The sequence below is a fragment of the Nonomuraea sp. NPDC051191 genome, from assembly GCF_044455665.1.
In the GTDB taxonomy this organism is placed as follows: domain Bacteria; phylum Actinomycetota; class Actinomycetes; order Streptosporangiales; family Streptosporangiaceae; genus Nonomuraea.
In genome coordinates, this window is record NZ_JBITEZ010000022.1 from 19,057 (window position 1) to 38,068 (window position 19,012).

The 19,012-nt window shown below is 70.2% G+C and carries 18 protein-coding genes and 3 pseudogenes; 12 read left to right on the plus strand and 9 right to left on the minus strand.

The window, feature by feature from the left end:
- Positions 1–533: 533 nt before the first annotated feature.
- A pseudogene (locus ACIA8R_RS44850) lies at positions 534–1,888 on the plus strand (cbb3-type cytochrome c oxidase subunit I).
- Positions 1,889–1,931: 43 nt separating this feature from the next.
- Here the strand turns inward: ACIA8R_RS44850 and ACIA8R_RS44855 are convergent.
- From ACIA8R_RS44855 to ACIA8R_RS44870, 4 genes and pseudogenes are all read right to left on the minus strand, one after another.
- Complete coding sequence (locus ACIA8R_RS44855) at positions 1,932–2,096, minus strand: hypothetical protein (RefSeq protein WP_397043850.1); 165 nt, start codon at positions 2,094–2,096, stop codon at positions 1,932–1,934.
- Positions 2,097–2,457: 361 nt separating this feature from the next.
- Positions 2,458–3,114 carry a cytochrome P450 gene (locus tag ACIA8R_RS44860; protein ID WP_397043851.1) on the minus strand — a complete coding sequence of 219 codons (657 nt, stop codon included), beginning with the start codon at positions 3,112–3,114 and terminating at the stop codon, positions 2,458–2,460.
- 76 nt (positions 3,115–3,190) lie between these two features.
- Positions 3,191–3,331, minus strand: coding sequence for a hypothetical protein (locus tag ACIA8R_RS44865; protein ID WP_397044048.1), 141 nt, complete (start codon positions 3,329–3,331; stop codon positions 3,191–3,193).
- Positions 3,332–3,707: 376 nt separating this feature from the next.
- Positions 3,708–3,953: pseudogene (locus ACIA8R_RS44870) on the minus strand (nitronate monooxygenase); the annotation flags it as partial.
- Between the two features lie 292 nt (positions 3,954–4,245).
- Between ACIA8R_RS44870 and ACIA8R_RS44875 the strand changes: the two are divergent.
- From ACIA8R_RS44875 to ACIA8R_RS44910, 8 genes are all read left to right on the plus strand, one after another.
- Complete coding sequence (locus tag ACIA8R_RS44875) at positions 4,246–4,692, plus strand: DoxX family protein (RefSeq protein WP_397043853.1); 447 nt, start codon at positions 4,246–4,248, stop codon at positions 4,690–4,692.
- A 118-nt stretch (positions 4,693–4,810) separates the two neighbouring features.
- Positions 4,811–5,020 (plus strand): ferredoxin, encoded by a 210-nt coding sequence (locus tag ACIA8R_RS44880; RefSeq protein WP_397043855.1) that lies wholly within the window; start codon positions 4,811–4,813, stop codon positions 5,018–5,020.
- Positions 5,010–5,183, plus strand: coding sequence for a hypothetical protein (locus ACIA8R_RS44885; protein WP_397043857.1), 174 nt, complete (start codon positions 5,010–5,012; stop codon positions 5,181–5,183). The genes ACIA8R_RS44880 and ACIA8R_RS44885 overlap by 11 nt, the downstream gene beginning before the upstream one ends.
- A 313-nt stretch (positions 5,184–5,496) precedes the next feature.
- On the plus strand, positions 5,497–6,927 hold the full coding sequence (locus ACIA8R_RS44890) for an MFS transporter (RefSeq protein ID WP_397043859.1): 1,431 nt from the start codon (positions 5,497–5,499) through the stop codon (positions 6,925–6,927).
- A gap of 38 nt (positions 6,928–6,965) precedes the next feature.
- Complete coding sequence (soxR, locus tag ACIA8R_RS44895; protein WP_364103358.1) at positions 6,966–7,457, plus strand: redox-sensitive transcriptional activator SoxR; 492 nt, start codon at positions 6,966–6,968, stop codon at positions 7,455–7,457.
- A gap of 662 nt (positions 7,458–8,119) precedes the next feature.
- On the plus strand, positions 8,120–8,674 hold the full coding sequence (locus ACIA8R_RS44900; protein ID WP_364103355.1) for a winged helix-turn-helix domain-containing protein: 555 nt from the start codon (positions 8,120–8,122) through the stop codon (positions 8,672–8,674).
- The gene (locus tag ACIA8R_RS44905) at positions 8,671–9,954 is read left to right on the plus strand and encodes an MFS transporter (RefSeq protein WP_364103352.1); all 1,284 of its coding nucleotides are present in this window, start codon (positions 8,671–8,673) and stop codon (positions 9,952–9,954) included. The genes ACIA8R_RS44900 and ACIA8R_RS44905 overlap by 4 nt, the downstream gene beginning before the upstream one ends.
- Before the next feature lie 35 nt (positions 9,955–9,989).
- On the plus strand, positions 9,990–10,127 hold the full coding sequence (locus tag ACIA8R_RS44910) for a hypothetical protein (protein WP_397043862.1): 138 nt from the start codon (positions 9,990–9,992) through the stop codon (positions 10,125–10,127).
- Positions 10,128–10,352: 225 nt separating this feature from the next.
- Here ACIA8R_RS44910 and ACIA8R_RS44915 read toward each other — a convergent pair whose 3' ends face one another.
- The 3 genes and pseudogenes from ACIA8R_RS44915 to ACIA8R_RS44925 all read right to left on the minus strand — a co-directional run bounded on the left by ACIA8R_RS44915 (position 10,353) and on the right by ACIA8R_RS44925 (position 12,068).
- Positions 10,353–10,646, minus strand: coding sequence for a hypothetical protein (locus ACIA8R_RS44915; protein ID WP_397044049.1), 294 nt, complete (start codon positions 10,644–10,646; stop codon positions 10,353–10,355).
- A 125-nt stretch (positions 10,647–10,771) separates the two neighbouring features.
- Positions 10,772–11,452: pseudogene (locus ACIA8R_RS44920) on the minus strand (IS5 family transposase); the annotation flags it as partial.
- Positions 11,453–11,534: 82 nt separating this feature from the next.
- The gene (locus tag ACIA8R_RS44925) at positions 11,535–12,068 is read right to left on the minus strand and encodes a winged helix-turn-helix transcriptional regulator (protein ID WP_397043864.1); all 534 of its coding nucleotides are present in this window, start codon (positions 12,066–12,068) and stop codon (positions 11,535–11,537) included.
- 159 nt (positions 12,069–12,227) lie between these two features.
- Between ACIA8R_RS44925 and ACIA8R_RS44930 the strand changes: the two genes are divergently transcribed.
- Together ACIA8R_RS44930 and ACIA8R_RS44935 are read left to right on the plus strand one after the other, a co-directional pair.
- Positions 12,228–13,040, plus strand: a complete 813-nt coding sequence (locus ACIA8R_RS44930; RefSeq protein WP_397043866.1) for an SDR family NAD(P)-dependent oxidoreductase — start codon at positions 12,228–12,230, stop codon at positions 13,038–13,040.
- A 416-nt stretch (positions 13,041–13,456) separates the two neighbouring features.
- Positions 13,457–13,945, plus strand: coding sequence for an RICIN domain-containing protein (locus tag ACIA8R_RS44935; RefSeq protein ID WP_397043868.1), 489 nt, complete (start codon positions 13,457–13,459; stop codon positions 13,943–13,945).
- Between the two features lie 121 nt (positions 13,946–14,066).
- Here the strand turns inward: ACIA8R_RS44935 and ACIA8R_RS44940 are convergent, their stop codons facing one another.
- A complete protein-coding gene (locus ACIA8R_RS44940; RefSeq protein WP_397043869.1) occupies positions 14,067–14,528 on the minus strand; it encodes a hypothetical protein in 462 nt (153 codons plus the stop codon).
- Positions 14,529–15,210: 682 nt separating this feature from the next.
- Positions 15,211–15,690 carry a hypothetical protein gene (locus ACIA8R_RS44945; RefSeq protein ID WP_397043871.1) on the minus strand — a complete coding sequence of 160 codons (480 nt, stop codon included), beginning with the start codon at positions 15,688–15,690 and terminating at the stop codon, positions 15,211–15,213.
- Positions 15,691–16,142: 452 nt separating this feature from the next.
- On the opposite strand from ACIA8R_RS44945, the gene lanL reads away from it, so the two are divergent.
- On the plus strand, positions 16,143–18,767 hold the full coding sequence (lanL, locus tag ACIA8R_RS44950) for a class IV lanthionine synthetase LanL (RefSeq protein ID WP_397043873.1): 2,625 nt from the start codon (positions 16,143–16,145) through the stop codon (positions 18,765–18,767).
- The last annotated feature ends 245 nt before the right edge of the window (positions 18,768–19,012 follow it).

Consider the following 19,012-nt stretch of genomic DNA (forward strand, 5'->3'; position numbering starts at 1 on the left):
GAGCACGGGGGCATCGGCGGGACGTCGCGACGCGGGCAGCCGACCAGCGGGCGACCACCGGAGGGCGTTGTGGCGGGCAGCACGGTCCTCGATCTCGCGGAGCCCGGGTGGCGTGCGATGGAGGTGCTGATCACCGAGCCGGGCAGCTCGGACGACGGCGACGTGGGTACGACGGCGACGGTGGTCGCGGCCTGCGGTGCGCTGTTGGCCGAGGTGTCGTGGCACTGGTCGATCGAGCAAGGCGCCAGGCTTGACCCGCACTGGGGGCCAGGGCAAGCAGGCGACGAGGTCCGTACTCGCCGCGACCCGCCCCTGATCCTTCGCCCTGGCCCTGTCCGGAGTCAGGCAGCACGCCACTCCCAACCGCGCCGCTGTCGGCCGGGACCTGTTGACCGCTCCTTGAAGCTATAGGAGATCGAGGGGACCGGCCTTGACTTACAGAGAGAGGCACTGAGGGTAGGCATCTGCATGCGGATCGTGCCGGTAGAAGGAGAACGCAGGTGGCGACATACAAGCCGACGGGTGGCGAGTCACTGACGCCTCCTCCCGCTCTCGAAACCGGCTCCGCGGGCTCGACGATCGTCAGGTGGCTCTCCAGCACCGACCACAAGGTCATCGGCTACCTGTACCTGATCACCTCCTTCGCCTTCTTCTCGGTCGCGGGCATCATGGCACTGATCATCAGGGCCGAACTGGCGCAGCCCGGCATGCAGTTCCTGGCCAACGACACCTACAACTCGCTGTTCACCATGCACGGCGCGGCGATGCTGCTGCTGTTCGCCACCCCGCTCTTCGCCGGCTTCGCCAACGTGATCATGCCGCTGCAGATCGGCGCGCCGGACGGTACACGCCGCTCTCGCACAGCACCTTCTCTCCCTCTCCCGGCGGGGATCTGTGGATCATGGGGCTGGTGCTCTCCGGTCTCGGTACGATCCTCGGCTCGGTGAACTTCTTCACCACGATCATCTGCATGCGGGCACCGGGCATGACCATGTTCCGGATGCCGGTCTTCACCTGGAACGTCCTGCTGACCAGCATGCTCGTGCTGATGGCCTTCCCCGTGCTGGCCGCCGCGCTGCTGGCGCTGGAGGCCGACCGCAAACTCGGCACCCACATCTACGACGCCGCCTCCGGCGGGCCCATGATCTACCAGCATCTCTTCTGGTTCTTCGGGCACCCCGAGGTCTACATCATCGCGCTGCCCTTCTTCGGCATCGTCGCCGCGACGATCGCGATCCCGACCGGCGTGAAGTTCTTCAACTGGACCGGCACCATGTGGCGCGGCCACCTCTCCTTCGACACACCGCTCCTGTTCGTGATCGGGTTCCTGGTCACGTTCCTGATCGGTGGACTGACCGGGGTCATCCTGGCCTCACCGCCCCTGGACTTCCATGTGACGGACTCGTACTTCGTCGTGGCCCACTTCCACTACGTGGTCTTCGGCACGGTGGTGTTCGCGATGTTCGCGGGGTTCTACTTCTGGTGGCCGAAGATGACCGGCCGGATGCTGGACGAGACGCTCGGCAAGGTGCAGTTCTGGCTGCTGTTCATCGGTTTCCAGGTCACGTTCCTGGTCCAGCATTGGCTCGGCATGCTGGGCTTCCCGCGCCGCCACGCCGACTACAGCGCCGCCGACGGGTTCACCACGCTCAACCAGATCTCCTCGATCGGCGCGTTCCTCCTCGGTCTGTCGAGGCTGCCGTTCCTCTACAACGTGTGGCGGACCTCGCGCAAACCGGCGTGGGTGTCCGTGGACGACCCTTGGGGCTTCGGAAACTCTCTGGAATGGGCCACCTCGTGTCCGCCGCCGCGGCACAACTTCACCACGATGCCCATGATCCGTTCCGAGCGCCCGGCCTTCGACATGCACCACCCGCACACGCGTTGACGGCTCTCAAGTCATCTCATGGAATGCCGGGCGCGGGATCCCGTCAATGAACCGCCGCCCACTGGCCGGGCTGCCCAGGCGCACCGGTCAGGCCGCTGGAGTCGAGGGTGAAGGTCTGCCCGTCGGAGGGGAAGGCGATGTTGGGCCGGTCGGAGCCGGTGACGTCGTCACCCAGGTGGGTGGGGATGAACGAGATGCGCAAGAGCACGGCCCGGGTGCGGATGTTGTTCGCCGAGGGTTCGCCGCCCGAGGGCTTCTCTCTTCCGGGGTGTCCGTCGATGCGCTGACCCAGGAGGGCACGCCGGCGTCGTGATCTGGCTCTGTCGCCGTGCCGGAGCCGGGCGCTCCTGTCGGCCGGAACTACGGTGAGTGGCGAGACGGTCACCGGTGGTCGAGCCTCGGTGATGCCCGCGGAAACCTCATTCCCGTGTGAGAGGTGTCATCCATGAAGCGCGCCGTTCATGCGGTGGCGGGCAGCGCAGCAGTGGCCCTCGGCCCGTCCGGTGCGATCACCGCTCCGAGCGCCGCCCACGCCGCCGAACGTGACTGCATCCCGGGAAGTCCTCCCGTCAAACCGGGCCAGCCGCGCAAGTGCCTCCGGAAGGGCGGGCCCACCGGTGACGGGTGTCGGGAGGAGGACAACTGCTTCCGCGAGTTCGAGTGCGGGGAAGCGTCCCAGCAGTTGACGGAAGCGATCTCGCCTTCGACGCGGGCCAGCGGCGCCCCCAGGCAGTAGTGGATGCCGTGGCCGAAGGCCAGGTGGTGACCGGCTTCCTGGCGAGGTCGAAGCGGTCGGCGTCGTCGTACTGCGCGGCGTCGCGGTTGGCCGACAGAAGCGAGACCACCACGAGCTGCCCCGCGGGGATGTCCACCCCGCCGATCGTCACGGGCTCGGTCGTGAAGCGGAAGGTGGAGGTGCTGATCGGGCCGTCGTACCGGAGGAACTCCTCGATGGCGTCGGGCATCAGGCCGGGGTCGGAGCGGAGCCGGGCCGGCTGGCCGGGATGGGTGAGCAGCGCGCGCATCCCGTTGCCGATCAGGTGGACCGTCGTCTCGTGCCCGGCGACCAGGAGCAGCCAGGACGTGCTCACCAGCTCGGTGTCGCTCATCCGCCCGCCTTCGTCGTGCATCTGCACCATGGCGCTGATCAGGTCGTCGGCGGGGTCGGCTCGTTTGGCCGCGCACAGGTCCGTCAGGTACGCCAGCGTCTCCTCGGCCGCGGCCACCACCTCCTTGGGGTCCCGGGCCGAGCCTACGATCGTGGTGCTGGACAGGCGGAGTCCTGGCCGAAGACGCTGTCGATCACGGCTGGGCCTGCTCCGTGGTGGTGGGTCTGAAGCCGGTCAACACCTGTTCGGCCTGTTCCATCATGTCCCGGACGATGTCCGCGGCGGGCTTGACGTCGTGGATGAGGCCCACGCCCTGCCCCATGAGCCAGGGCATCTCCTCCCAGTCGGCCCGCGTCCCCGCAACCGCCGGCAGGAGGCCGAACTTGCGGACCGCCGTCTCCTGCCCCTGGACGAAGGTGTGCCGACCGGTTCGAGCGAGTCGAGGTCGGCGGGGATCTCCGCGAGCCGGTCGTTCCACTCGGCCACCACGCGGTTGCGCTGCAGGCGCATCGGGTTGAACCGGGGGAACTCGGGCCCGAAGATCGACGCGAGCACGGTGTCGTCCCCGGCGGCGGACTGGTCGGCGGGCGGATGGCCCCAATGGAAGGAGACGATCGGCACTCGCTCCTGCACACACACCTCGACCAGGTCGGCGGTGGGGAAGAAGGTGATGAGATTGATGTTGAACGGCGCGCCCCCGTCCGGTCCCTGACCTCGCGGATGGTCTCGCGCAGCCGGTCGGGAGGCAGCAGCGCGGCCCCGATCGCGCCGATGCCGCCCGCGTTGGTGACCGCCGCCGCCAGATCGGGCGTCTCGCCCGCGAAGGCCATCCCTGCGCAGGCGAACGGGTACGGGACGGCGTATCTCGCGGTGAGCCTGGTGGAGAGCACGGACATGACGGCGTCCTTCCTGAAGACTCTCAGTTCATCGTGATGGCTTCCGGACGGCTTGCCCATACACAGTGCCGGACTGTCCCGTACCGGCCGCGTCCTTGCCGGAACGGCAGAGGCGCACGACGAGCGCCGAGCATGCGCATGACGAAGCACGAGATCGTCGCACGGGCGCCTGCTCTTCTACGGGCAGTCGTCCCTCTCTCTCGTGGGTGGTTCATGGTTGCCGGAGAGATGCCGAACTCTTGATGCTGACGTGAGTGCTCTCATGTCTTCTGATCTTCGTTCGGGAGAACAGATCGGTATGACTACGGAACGTGAACACTCGCCGGCCCGGCCAGGACGCCTGGGCGGCGTCATGGACAGGGTCAGAAACAACGTCCCGATGGACACGCCGCTCGAACGGCAGGGTCTGTTCCTGGCTTTCTATCGTTTCGTGACGGGTCTGCTGTTCGCCTGTCACGGCGTGGCCACCCTCTTCGGCGTCCTGGGCGGACCTCAGGGGCCCGCACCGAGCCTCGGGGAGTGGCCGGGGTGGTGGGCCGCGGTCATCCAACTGGTCGCCGGCGTCCTGGTCGTCCTGGGAGTGGCCACCCGCGCCGCCGCCGTCATCTGCTCGGGCACCATGGCCTACGCCTATTTCGTCGTTCACCAGCCCCAAGCGCTGTTCCCGATCGAGAACGGCGGTGAGAAGGCCGCTCTCTTCTGCTGGGGGTTCCTGCTCATCGCCGCGTTCGGTCCCGGCCGCTGGGCCTTGTCCGCACGGCTGACGTCCCCACGGGCGGTCGCTCACGAACGCTCCTGACGTGTCCCGAAGGTGCGGGCCTGGACCGCGCGATTACCGGACGCATCCCCGATTGTCCGATTCCCTTTGCTGCTGCTCCGGACAGGAACAAGGGTGAGGTGACGGAGGGAATGGCGGGATGCGGATCGTCGTGGACCTCACCCGCTGCCAGGGCTACGCGCAGTGCGTGTTTCTCGCGCCAGGGGTGTTCCGACTGCATGGGGAGGAGGCGCTGCTGTACACGCCGGCCGTCCCCGACGACCAGCTGGAGCGCGTGCGCCAGGCCGCGGTGGCGTGCCCGGTCCAGGCCGTCGTCCTCGGCGAGGCGGTGAGCATCAGTGGCCGATGACCTGCGGAAGGGCAGGATCGTCATCGTCGGCGCGTCGCTGGCGGGGCTGCGGGCCGCCGAGACACTGCGCGAGGAGGGCTTCACCGGCTCTCTGACCGTGGTGGGAGACGAGCCCCGCCCGCCCTGGCCGACGGTGATCCGCTCCCCTTCGACCGGCTGCTGATCGCCACCGGAACCCGGGCGCGGCCCTGGCCCAACGCGGAGGAGGCCGCCCTGGACGGGGTGCTCACCCTGCGCACCTGGGATGAGGCGGGGGAGCGGGTGGTGGAATCGCTCGCCGACGTCTCGCCCGAACTGGGGCACCGCGGTCTGGGGACATGACGACGTTCCCGTTCCTGACCTGCGTGTTTGCCCTCAACCATGGTTGAGGTGATGGGCTGTTCGCCGTCGTCCAATGGACCTGAGGGAGCGAACACCACATGGACACCACCACCGGCCCATCCCGAGATTCCGCCACGACGAATCCACCGTCACGGTTGACGCTTCCGCTGGTTCTGGTCGGCGTCGTCATCGTGGCGATGTCCATCTCCGGGACCGCGGTCGCGCTGCCGAGCATCGGCAGCGATCTCGACGCCTCCGGAGCCTCGCTGAACTGGGTTGTCGCCGGATACAACCTCGCCTTCGCGGCCATGACGCTCATCGCTGGATCGGCCGCCGACCGGGTCGGCCGCCGCCGGGTGTTCATCGTCGCGGCGCTGGTCTTCGCGGCCGGATTTCTCGTGACGGCGCTGAGCCCGTCGATCATCGTCATCGACGCCGCCCGCATCGTCTCCGGCGCCGGAGGAGCAGGGATCATGGCCGCCGGTGGAGCCATTCTCGCCTCCAGTTACGACGGTGCGGCCCGCAACCGCGCCTTCGCGCTGATGGGGACCATGGCCGGGATCGGCATCGCCATCGGCCCCACCTTGTCGGGGCTACTCATCGACGCCACGGGCTGGCGGGGCGGTTTCGCGGTCTACGCCGTCGTCAGCCTGCTGGTGGGCCTGGGCGCCACCCGTGCCCGCGAGTCCCGGGCGGACGTCAGCGGCCCCGTCGACCGGGCCGGTAGCGCCCTGTTCGTCGCCGCGCTGTCCCTGCTCATGTTCGCGCTGCTGGAGGCACCCGCGCTCGGCTGGCTGCACCCGGTCATCCTGATCAGCGAGATCGCCGGCCTGGCCTGCCTGGCCCTGTTCGGCGTCCTGCAGCGACGCAGCCCCGCTCCGGTGCTGGCCCCTGCCCTGGTCGCCAACAGGGCCTTCCTGGGCTGGAGCCTCGCGACCCTGACCACCTCGATCGGCTTCCTCGGCGTTCTGGTGTTCCTGCCCACCTATCTGCAGTCAGCGGGAGAGCTGTCCCCTTCGGCCGCGGGGGCGGCGATGCTGCTGCTGACCGCGCCCGTGCTGGTCGTTCCCATGGTGGCGGTGACCCTGGTGAACAAGGGAGTCCCGGCTCGCCTGCTGATCGTGATCGCTCTGGCCTTGGTCGTGGCCGGGAACCTGTGGCTGACGGCGCTGAACGCCGATCACGCGGTCGCCACCGTCGCGGCCCCGATGGTGATGATCGGCGTCGGCATGGGAGCCTCCTTCGGCATCACCGACGGCCAGGCCATGTCCCTGGTCCCGGCCGACGCCGTCGGCATGGCGGCCGGATTTCTGAACACCCTGCGTGGCGCGGCAGAGGCCCTCGTGATCGCCGCGTTCGGTGCCTCCCTGGCCGGTCTTCTCGCCGCGAAGCTGGGTGACACCTCACGCGCCGCCGCGGTCGGCGCAGGACGCCTCACCCGTGGGGCCGAGACCGCGGAGCTCGAAGCGTTCACCTGGTCCTGGCACCTGACCCAGCTCGGGATCGGACTACTCTGCCTCGTGCTGTCGGTCATCGTGATCGCCCTGATCCGTGACAGCGCCAAGACATCCGGAGAAACCACCTGACCACCCCGCCGTCCCGATCACGACGAAGGAGACTCACCGTGCGCGCCGGCCCGGACGACCACCTGACCATCGGGGAGGTCATCCGCCGGACCGGCGTAGCCGCCTCCGCGCTGCACTTCTACGAACGCAAAGGCTTGATCGTCAGCGAACGCGGCATCGGCGGCCAGCGGGTCTTCTCTCGGCACATGCTGCGCCGGATATCCCTGATCATCGTGGCCAAGCGCCTGCACATCCCGCTGTCGGACGTCGCCGAGGTCTTCACGACGCTGCCCGCCGATCGTGCCCCCACCCACAAGGACTGGCAGCGGGTCTCTCGCATCTGGAAGAAGCAGCTGGAAGAGCGCCGCCGCGCCATCGAGAACCTCGAACAGGAACTCACCGGCTGCATCGGCTGCGGCTGCCTGTCGATGAAGGCCTGCCTGCTTCTCAACCCCGACGACGCCCTCGAAGGGCAGGGTCCCGGCCCGGTACGACTCCAGGAGCCCGGACTCGCGCGGCGAAGGCTGCCGCGATCCGCTGCGCCCGGATGACCATGCCCCGCTCACCCAGCCACTGATCAGGCCGTTGAAGTGCCGGTCCACCTCGGAGTTTCCCGCTCGCCGCCGGGCAGCGGCGCGGTGGGGAGCGGCGGTTCCGCGCCGAATCGCCTCAGCCTCGGGGAATGACCACCGTCTTGATCCGGATCGCGGGCAGCACGGCCGTCAGTACCGCGAGGACACTGCACAGGCCGATCAGCCCGGTGCCCGGCTCCCACGGTACGCCGACGGCGACGGGCCCGGACAGTTACCTGGCCGGCCTGAGAACGATCAGGAAGCGCTCGGGCCGCCCACCTCTCGTCCGTCGAGGTGTCATCGCTGGACGGCGACGCCACCGGCGGTCACCCGAAGCCTGGAGGTCGAGGCGATCGACGATGCCTCGATCGGATCGCGGTGATGATGGTCACCGGGCTGATCAGCCCGGCCCGCCGCAACTCCGCCGACGAGCGCCTGCGGATGCCGGCCCGGCCGGAGCGGGTAGGCGGTCAGTGATCTCTTTGTTGCCGATGCTTTCCGACGGCTGAGCAATGGCCGCCGGATTTGCCACGCGGACGCCGCCGTCCTGCGTCCAGGCATGGCTGTGGTCCTGGGGAAGTCTCCAACGGAATACACAAGGATCATTGTGCAACAACTCTTGTACGTATATGGTGCACCGCATGATCACCGATTCGCGGGTGCTCGCCGCCATGGCGCATCCCCTGCGCCGCCGCCTGCTCGACCTGCTGAAACTGGAGGGCCCCGGCACCGCCAGCAGCCTGTCGGGGCACACCGGCGAGGCCGTCGGCAACCTCAGCCACCACCTGCGGGCCCTGGCCGCCGCAGGGCTGATCGAGGAGGCCCCTGAGCTGGCTCGCGATCGGCGCGAGCGGTGGTGGCGCCGTACCACCCCCACGCTGTGCTGGTCCTCGGCCGACTTCACCGGCGACGCCGCCGGGGAGACGATCGCCCGCGCCCTGGAGTCACTCAACCTGGAGCGGCAGACCGGGCACGTGCGGCGCTGGGCCGACCAGCCTCAGGAGGAGCAGGAGCGCTGGCCGCTCGGCCCGTTCTCCACGGAGGGGTGGCTGCGGGTGACCGACGAGGAGCTGGCCGACTTCGCCGCCGAGCTGCAGGCCGTCATCGACAGGTGGGCCGGGCGCGATCTGCCCGACGACGGCCGCGAGCGCGGTACGGTCTTCACCTTCGCCAGGGCCGTGCCGGGGCGTCCGTGACCCGTACTCCGGGGAGCCGGTTCGGCCTGCTACAGCACAGGGACTTCCGGCTGTTGTGGATCGGCGAGAGCGCCAGCAGCCTGGGCAGCGCCGTCACCACCGTGGCACTGCCCCTGGTCGCGATCACCGTCCTGGGGGCCTCGGCGTTCGAGGTCAGCCTGCTGTCGGCGGCCGCCTGGCTGCCGTGGCTGCTCATCGGGCTGCCCGCGGGCGCCTGGATCGACCGCCTGCCGCGCCGCCGGGTGATGCTCGCCGCGGACTGGGTGTCGCTGGCCGCCTTCGTGAGCGTGCCGCTGGCGGCGGTGGCCGGTCGGCTGACGGTCGGCCAGCTCCTGGCCGTCGCCCTGGTCGCCGGGATCGCCAAGGTCTTCTTCGCCACCGCCTACCGCGCCTACCTGCCCTCCCTCGTCGCGGGGCCCGACCTGCTGGAGGCCAACGCCAAGCTGCAGGGCAGCGAGCAGGTGGCCAATCTGATGGGTCCCGGCCTGGCCGGGCTGCTCGCCCAGCTCCTCTCGGCGCTCGGCGGGCTGGTCGTCGACGCCGTGACCTTCGCCGTGTCGGCGCTCTGCCTGTCACGCATCAGGCATGCCGAGCCCGTCCCCGAGCGGTCGCGGCGCCGGCTGCTGCCGGAGATCCGTGAGGGGGTGCGCACGGTCGCGCACGACCCGCTGCTGCGCGGCAACACCCTGTACGGCTGCGTCGCCAACCTGGCGCTGACCGGCTACCAGTCGCTCCTGGTCGTCTTCCTGGTCGGCGAGATCGGCGTGAACCCTGGCGTGACGGGAGTGCTGATCGCGGCCACCAGCCTGGGCGGGGTCGTCGGCGCGGCGGTGGCGCGGCGGATGGCGGCGCGTTTCGGCAGCGCGCGGGCGGTGCTGCTGGGCAAGGCCGGGCTCGCCCCGGTCGGGTTGCTGATCCCGCTGGCCGACCAGGGGGTGGGGCTGGTGGTGTTCGTCATGGCCGGGATCGTGATCGTCGCGGGCATCGTGGCGGGCAACGTCGTCTTCTCCGGGTTCGTGCAGACGTACGTGCCGGATGCGTTGATGGGCCGGGTCTCGACGAGTGTGCAGGTGGTGAACTTCGGCGCCATCCCCTTGGGAGCGGTGGTGGCGGGGCTGCTGGCGGAGGCGTTCGGGGTGCGGGTGGCGCTGTGGGCGATGCTGGCGGTGTTCGCGCTCAGCGGGCTGATCCTGCTCGCCAGTCCGCTGCGGCGCCTGCGCGACCTGCCCACCGGTCGGTTGCCCGGCCCCGCGACCGCCGAACCGGCCGTACGCGTCTGAAGGGGTGCACGGCCGTCAGGTCGCCAAAGCCACCGGTGGGGGCGTTCCCGAAGGCCGACCGCAAGCGCGCGGCCGAGATCGCCGCAGCCTTCAACAAGGCCGGCGCCGGTGAGATGAGCGCCGTCGTACGCGGGCCGGGCTCCGCCCAGGGCCAGTACGGCGGCGTACGGTGATCGCGGGTGTCACGGCCAGGACGGCGGCGGCCAGGACGACGGCGACGAGGGCGGTCACCCCACCGCGGGCCGCCGAGGACGCCGGGCAGGATGGCGGCCGGCAGGGCCACCGGGAAGATCGTCATCTGTCCGCCCGGCGGATCGCCTGCTTGCCGGCCTGGGTAGATGCGATGGCTGGGCGGCGAGATCGTCGATGGGTCGGCCGGTCAGGCGCCTGTGGACGGTTCAGGCCGTCGCCCCCGAGTGGGCGGCCGTCTGGAACGCCAGCCAGGTCCACGAGACGTCCTGGCGGTCATGTGGATCGACGCGCTCAGCGAGATGGATCAGCTCCAGGCCGTGGGTGCCGCGTAGTTCCGTCAGGTCCGGCAGCGCGTCATCGACCCATCCCAGATCCTGGCCGGCGTGCGGAGCCTCCCCCCGCGCACGAAGTTCAGCGGTGGGTTCGGCGGCGACGACCTCATGGCCCAGTGCCGCCAACGCCGCCGCATCGCGGCCGCTGCCCGCACCGATGTCCAGCACTCAGCTCGGCCGTGCGGGGAACAAGTGCAGCATCTCGCGGTGAACCTCTGCGGACGTGACGCTCTCGTACTGCTCGGCCAGCCTCTCAGCCGCTTCGGCATATCCGGAAGTGGATTGCAACCGTCTTCCCAGCGGATTCGCAAGCGTCGGAAGGCGTGCAGCAGGGCGAAGGTCTGCTCACCGCCCCAGCGTCGTTTGCCCAGGCCGGAGCCGTGCTCGGTGCCGTGGCCGGCGATCAGCGGGCGAATCTGAAGCTCGCGGACCAGGCGGCGGTACTTGTCGTGGTCGTAGCCGCCGTCAGCGAGCACCGCGTCGGGACGCTGACGCGGCCGGCCGCGCTTGCCGCGCACCTTCGGGATGGCGTCCAGCAGCGGGCGCAGCTGGGTGACATCATTGCGGTTGGCGCCGGTCAGGATGATCGCGAGGAGGATGCCGGTGGCCTCGGTGATCAGGTGGTGCTTGCTGCCGGCGCGACCTCGGTCGACCGGCGACGAACCCGTCTGTGCCCCCCTTCAACGCTCTGATCTGCGAGGAGTCCACCGAAGCCCGCGAGAAGTCGAGCGCGTCGGCAGCCCGTAGCCGATCCAGCAGCACCTCATGCAACCGCTGCCACACTCCGGAGGCGTTCCACTCGGCCAGGCGTCGCCAGCACGTCATGCCCGAGCCGTAGCCGAGCTCTTGGGGCAGGTGCTCTCCAGCCGCTTACGCCCTGGATGCCGGAACCGCCGCTGACGCTGCGGCAACAGCGGCTCGATCACCGCCCACAGCTCGTCGCTGACCTCCCACGGCTTGACCGCCGCCCTGATGACGGGTCGGTGACCAGGGAGATCACCGGGAACATCGCCGGGGAACGGCGCCAGGCCAACCCCTGTGACGAACAGGTCGCCGCTATGGCCGCGGTCGCCCATCGGATGCTGTCGGGCTGCCTCGGTCGGCGACATCCGGGCGATTCTTCCGCGAGGCCATGAGGGCTTCAGGGAAGCCGGGGCCGTGGATGACGTGGATCTGCGCGAGTTCGGTGACGTCCCCGCAGGTGTCGCAGGTGGTCTGCTCGGTGATCGCCCCGCCGCAACGGGTGTGCCGATACAGAATGGGCGGACCGTCGGGCGCCGCCCATCGATCACCCCACTCCGTCAGCGCGATGATCACGGGTGCCAGGTCGAGCCCCTTCCGGGTCACCGAATAGCCGCTCCGATCGGACGGCTCCTTGCTCGACCGCCGTTCGAGGACGCCCGCCTCGACCAGGCTGTCCAGGCGTTTGGCCAGGATGTTGGTCGCGATGCCCAGGCGCTGGAAGTCGGCGAACCGGGTGGCCCCGGCGAACAGCGCGTCACGCACGATCAGCAGGCTCCATCGCTCGCCGACGACTTCCAGCGCCCTGGCGGCCGAGCACACCTGCGTGTCGTACGTCCTGCCCAGCATGGCGACTCCACCTCCCAAGGGAGAACTTGCGTCATGCAAGACTACCCCTCTAACCTCGCTTGCATCACGCAAGTGCGCTCTCGCGTGCCGGGTGGCTTCATGGCCGCGACCACGGAGCCTGCCTGTCCATCCGGAAGAACGATCATGTGGAGGTCACCGATGAGCGGATTGCTGCTCAAGGACAAGAACGCCGTCATCTACGGAGGCGGCGGCGCGATCGGCGGAGCCGTCGCACGGGTCTTCGCCCGGGAAGGCGCGAGGGTCTTCATCGCCGGTCGGACGCAGGCCAAGCTCGACGCCGTGGCCCGTGACACAGCCGCCACGGGCGGAACGGCCGAGACCGCCCTGGTCGACGTGCTCGACCAAGAGGCGGTCGACAAGCACGCCGACACGGTCGCGGCGACGGCCGGCGGCATCGACATCGCAGTGAACGCCGTGAGTGTCCAGCACGACCAGGGGACCACGCTGGCGGATTTGTCCCTGGAGGAGTTCATGCGGCCGATCGACGGCTTCTTGCGGACGTTGTTCATCACCAGCAAGGCTGTGGCCCGGCACATGGGAGGCGAGCGCGGCGGTGTGATCCTCACGCTGTCGGAGCCGGGCGCCAAGCTGGCCGTGGGCGGCATCTTGGGGCACGCCGTGAGCGCGGCCGGCAAGGAGGCGTTCTCCCGGGTTCTGGCCGCGGAGCTGGCACCGAGCAACGTCCGGGTCATCGGCATCCGTCCGCACGCCGTCGTCGACGCGCCGGCCGCCGGCTCCTACACCAGGGAGCTCTTCGAGCAGGCCGCGGCAGCGGCCGGGCAGTCGGTCCAGGAGATGCTGGAAGGCGGGGCGATGGCGCAGGGGACGCTGCTCAAGAGGCTGCCGACGCTCTCCGAGATCGCGGAGACGGCCGCGTTCCTGGCGTCGGATCGCGCGGGGGCCATGACCGGCACGATCGCCAACCTGACCGGCGGCGCGATCGTCGACTGAGCTCAGGCTCGCCAGGACGTACGCCGGGCGGCGGGCGCGGTGGGGGCGCGGGGGAGCGGTGGGGGAGCGGTCGCAGGATGTGCGGCGATCGGCCCACGCGAGACGCGCGGCGCGGCCGGGGGACCTCAGGCCGCGCGGGAGCCGGTCCGGAAACCGCGCTCGCAACGCGATCTCCACCCGGAGAAACGTTCCCGGAGGGCCGGCTTCGAGCCGCCGCCGATGCGGCTTGAGCCTGTACGGAGTTCGGATCTCTGAGCCGGCCGGAGGCTTGGGCCTCAGAGGGCTGCCGCCTTCCTGCTGCGGGGCCTCTGTCCGGAAGCGGTCACCGCCGGAGGGTGATTTCGGGTGCGTAATCGTCTCTTCTTGGAGACAAGGCGGCGCATCGCCACCTCCCGGTCCAGTTCGAGAGGACCTTCATGGACATCCCGGTCCGAGCCACCCTGATCAACAAGAAGTCCGGGCTCGCCCTCGACATCAAGGAATGCGACATGTCCGACGGTGGCTGGGTGATCCAGTGGACCCCCCACGGCCGGACCAACCAGATCTTCCGCCTGGAGCCCGCCGATGGCGGCTACAAGTGCATCGCCGAGCACTCAGGCAAGGTGCTGGCAGTCGCGAACGCCTCCACCGACCCGGGCGCGCGCGTGGTGCAGTTCGAACAGGGCCGCCGGCCTGTCGGCCCGCCCCTCGCCACGCCGGGCGGCGCGGTCCTCGCGCTGTCCCTCAGCGGCGACGCGCTGTCGGTGGCCGGCAAACACCTGCCCTTCCAGCGCTACGACCTCAGCGCCGCCGGGGCCGCGAGCACCGTCTGCGAGCGGGTCGGCCACGGGCTCGGCCGGGAGGAATGGGCGACGGACTTCCCGGACTTCCCCTACCAGCCGGCCTGCGGTGCGGAGGACCGCTAGCGGAGCCATCCGTCTCCTGGCCGCCGCACGGCGGCCGGCGCCGGCCCGGCGGGGGGCCTTGCCTGGCGGGTCGCCGGGCGGGTGGCCGGCGCGCGCGGGGGGACGCGCCGTCGCGGCCGGCTCACGAGGAGGAGACCTCAGAGGGCTCTGGGGTGGAGTCAGGCGGCTGCTGCTCCGAGGGGGACGATGACGGGGTCGGGCCGAGCGGGTTCAGGGTCTGCTTCCTGCAGGTCCTGGTGCCGTCGTTCTCGACGCAGAACTCCAACGTCGTCGTCTGCTGGATGTTCTCGGGCAAGTCGATCTGCAGACAGCCGTCCCAGGCGCGGCCTGACTCACCGAACAGGAAGCTCGCGCTGCGCGTGACACCGTCGACGGTCACCTTGCTGTCCTTGACCCACAGGCCGCTGCCGTGGATCAGCACCGAGTAGCGGTCTGGATCCTCCTGGTCGGGCTCCGGCTCGACCACAGTGATGCCGAACGGGCACACCGGCGAGCGACTGCCCGCGACGACCGCCGGCGGAGCCGACGGGCGGGCGTCGTGCGCGGCGAGTGCGCCGGAGACAAAGCGCCGCACCGCATCCACCAGGCAGGGCGGCGCACACCTCTCCCGCGCTCTCGAACAGGCTGAAGACGTCGGGCCGGCGGTCTTCGCCTCCGATCAGGGACGCGCAGTCGTGCTTCCACAGGGCGTTGTACTTCCGCACGGGGTTCAGCGGGCTGTCGGGATCGGCCGGGCCGAAAGGGACCCAGCTGATCTGGCTTCCCTCGGGGCCGGAGGCGCGCGAGGGACGCGAGCCAGGGGTCGTGCCGTTCGGCGTCCCGGGTTGCCCGCCGGTGGCGCCGTGGCCGGGCGTCCCCGCCGATCCGGGGGTGCCCGCGGCGGAAGCGGATATCTCATCGGGTGTCACAGGGGCGTTCTCCGGCGAGGAGCAGGCCGCCGGGGTGACGAGGATGACGAGGGCCGTGACCAGGGCGACCTTCCCCCGCAGAGCAGGCCGGCTGTTCATCCGGCAAGACGGCTGGAAAGGCACCTGGGCCTCCGATGAACTGTCGGACGCGCGGCGCGGCAACGGGGATCCGGCGCGGGCGCGTAAGGTTTCGCGTCCCGCCCGTACATCGTGGGCGGGACGCGAAACCTTACGCGCCGGGCTCTGATCCTCAAGGCACCGCGGCGTATCCCTCATCGCTCTGATGCGGCGCGAGCCGCGGGCAGGCGCACGTGGGCGCGGAACGGCTGTTACGCGCCCACCGTCGAGTCATCTGTTTCAGCAGCCGACCGGCGCGTCCACCGTGACGGAGGCAGGGCCGTAGAAGCTGGGCCCGCCGGGACCCACGGGCCCCTGGGACAGCTTGACCTCGGCGCGAACCGTCGATCCGCAGGGGGCGGTCGCGGTGGCGCCCTCAACGGTCACGGTGTTGTTCCAGATGCTCACCGACTGCCGCCGGGAGCCGAGGAACAGGCCACCGACGACGTGGCCGGACACCTCCACCTCCGCGCGCTGTGGGGTGATGACTCCGCCGGGTCCAGGCTCCGCGATGCCGGGAGCGCCGACGGTGCCGTAGAACCGCGCCTGGGTGCCGGTGAGATCCACGCAGGCCTTGGTGGAGAGGCCCGAGATCAGGACGCTGTCACTGCAGGTGGTCGTAGTCGTGGCGGCGGATGCCGGGCTGCTCAACGTGAGCGCCCCCGCGGCGGCCGCCCCCGCGGCGAGTACCGCGGCTCCACGCTTGACGATCTGCTTCAACGATTTCCCCTTTGATGATCGGGCGTGCGGCCTCGCGCCACACACGATCAGTAGCATGTCACACATGACATGATGAAAATCTGAGCGCCAGGAGAACTGCGTGAGAACCACGGGAAAAGGTTTGAGCGTTTAAATCGGGCGCTCCAAAACCGCAAAATCGGAAAATGGAAAGGGGGTCGAACGCAAAGGCGCAGCCCCGACCGTCGAGCTCTCGCCCAGAAAGCGTCCGGGCTCTTCGCGTGCCGCACCTCCTGTATCTCAGCTAAATGCGGCCGGTAAAGGGGAGTGGCGCTCTCCTTCGGCCGGGAGACGAGCTCTCACCTCGCATTCAATTCATTTCCCATTCATCTGCAAGAGCGCTTCGCGACTCTCGGTTCCGCAGGGAAGCGGCGACAGTGGAAGCGGGTCACGTGGGCATGCATGCAGAAGACCCGGCCATTCTGCGCGACATCGTGACCGCCGAATTCGGGCGCGCGGGCGCACGGGACTGGTCGGTCGCCGAGGACAACCTCTGGTGCAAGGTCACCCCCGGCGCCTACCCGATGCCCGACCAGGGATGGAAGCTGCACGTCTCCGCGACGATGCTCTCCGCCCCGCTGGTGCTCGCACGCGTCTCGCGAGTACTCACCGAGGCCCGTTGCGCCTTCAAGTTCCCCGCCCGGCTGAGCGACTACTGGAAACTCCTTGAGCCGCACTGCAGCCGGGCGCAGGCCGGGAAGTTCATCACCGTCTATCCCCTCGACGACGCCGAGTCGGTACGCCTGGCCGCCCTGCTCGATGACGCCACCCGGGGACTTCCCGGCCCGGTGATCCTTTCCGACCGTCCGTACCGGGCGGGCGGGATCGTCCACTACCGCTACGGCGCCTTCAGCGGGCACCGTGTGCTCGGCAACGACGGGTTCTACGAGATTCGGCTGCGTTCGCCGCAGGGCAGGCTCGTTCCCGACGAACGGCGGCCGAGCTTCTCCCCGCCACCGTTCGCGACCTGCCCGTTCGAGGTTCCGGTGGCGAGCCGGCGCCCGCGGGCGGCCGCGGTGATGCTCAATGACCGGTTCATCGTCCGTACCGCCGTACGGCATGCCAACCGCGGCGGCGTCTACCTCGCTGAGGACACCACCACCGGCCACGACGTCGTCGTCAAGGAGGGGCGTCCGCACGCGTGCGCCGATCTGAGCGGCCGGGACGCGCGAGGTCGGATCGCGGCCGAACGTTCCTGCCTGGAAGCCCTCGCCACGGCCGGGATCACACCGGCCGTGGTGGACTTCTTCGAGCAGGGCGGCCACACCTTCCTCGTCGAGGAGTTCGTGCCGGGGATCACGCTGCAGCGCTGGTCGGACGAGAATGCCGGGCCACTGGGCGAGGACGGCTTCGGTGGCGCGCCGGCGCAGGTCCTGCCCATCATCAGCCGCCTGACCACGTTGCTGAAGGCGCTGCACGGCCGAGGCTACGTGTTCGGCGACCTGTCGCCGAACAACGTGATGCTCTCGCCCGGCGGTGACCTACGGCTCATCGACCTGGAACACGCGGCCGTGCCGGGCACCACCGTCATGGTGGGCGGGACCCCGGGCTACCTCGCCCCGGAGCTGGCGGGCCACACGGGGGAGTTCCGGCCCGCCCCACACGCGGGCGCCGACCTCTACAGTCTCGGCGCGATGGCGTACTTCCTGGCGGTCGGCGCCCACCTGGACCCGCCAGGCCCCGGCCAGGCGGCCAGGGTGGCAGCGGTTGCCGCGGCCAACCCCACGCTCGCCCTGCTGCGACCGCTCGTGGAGGGTCTGCTGGCGACAGAACCGGAGCGGCGCTGGTCGCTGGACAGCTGCCTTCGCTTCCTCACCGCTCCCGCCCCGGAGCGGGCCGCCACCCACCACCGGTCCCGGCCGCCGCAGCGGATCGGCCGCCTGATCGACGACGGGATCGCGCACCTGGTGGAGACGATGGACACGAGCGAGGACGCCCCGTCCCCGTGGCCCGACGCCGCCGACGGCATCGAAGCCGATCCGTGCTCGGTCAACGGCGGCGCGGCGGGAATCCTCGGCGTCCTGACGCGGGCCGAACCGCACGCCAAGGCGGCCGCCGAACTCGCCCGCTGGTTGAGGCGGCGGCTGGCGGCCGAGGACGTCTGGCCGCCAGGCCTGCACTTCGGGCGCTCCGGCGCGGTGTGGGCGCTGTACGACGCGGCGACGGCCACGGGCGACGCCGAGCTGGCCCGGTTCGCGGTACGGACAGCGCGGCAGCTGCCGACCGACCACCCCGGCTCCGACGTGACGCACGGGCTGGCCGGATGCGGCATGGCGCTCCTGCGCATCGCACTGGCCTCGGGAGATCTCGCGCTTCGGGACCGGGCCACCGAGGCGTTCCAGAACCTGCATCAGGCGCGGTCGTACGGCAACGGCCACCCGCAGTGGCCGACGCCGCAGACGTTCGACTCGGGCCTGGCCGGGGCCAACCACTTCGGTTTCGCGCACGGCATCGCCGGCATCGGGACCGCGTTGCTCCACGCGGGCCGGGCCCTGCACCAGCCCGACTGGACGGCGACCGTCCACGAGATCGCCCGCGCCCTCTACGAACACGCCGAAGTGGACGGCGACACCGCCTGGTGGCCGACGCAGCGCGGCGACCTGTCCACGGTGCGCCCGCGCCGGCCGCACTGGTGCAGCGGCTCCTCCGGGATCGGCACCTTCCTCGTGCGGTACTGGCGTGCCACCGGCGACCCGACCGCGCTGGACCTGGCGCGCAAGGCCGCGGCGGCCGTGCACCGTACGCGATGGCAGTCAGGGCCGGTGCCGTGCCACGGACTGCCCGGCGACGGTGAATTCCTGCTCGACATGGCCGATCTCACCGGTGACGACCACTACCGGCGGTGGGCGCGAGATCTGGCCGGTTGCCTGGAGATCCGTGCGGCCGACCGTCGCGGCCGCCTGCTCGTCCCCGGACCCCAGGGAGACTTCCCGCCGACCTTTCTCGCCGGTACGGCGGGGATCGTCGCCTTCCTCATCCGACTGCGCGACCGGTCCGCCCGGTTGTGGATGCCGGAGGAGGCCCCCAGGCTCGCCGCTCCCGCAGCGGGACGGCGATGACAGACGGCCGCGCCACAGGCGGCCCCGGCATTCACAAGGAGGTGACGACCATGTCCTTCGACGTCGAGGACCTGCAGGCGCTCCAGGAGCTCGAGCCCGGCGCCAACGAGGCGCTCCGGCTGACCAACTGCATCAAGCACTTCGGCTGCACCGACAACTGACAGGTGGAACCCGCCCGCCCGGACCCGGGCGGGCGGGGCTCTGTTCGATCGCCAGACGTTCGATCGCCAGACGTTCGATCGCCA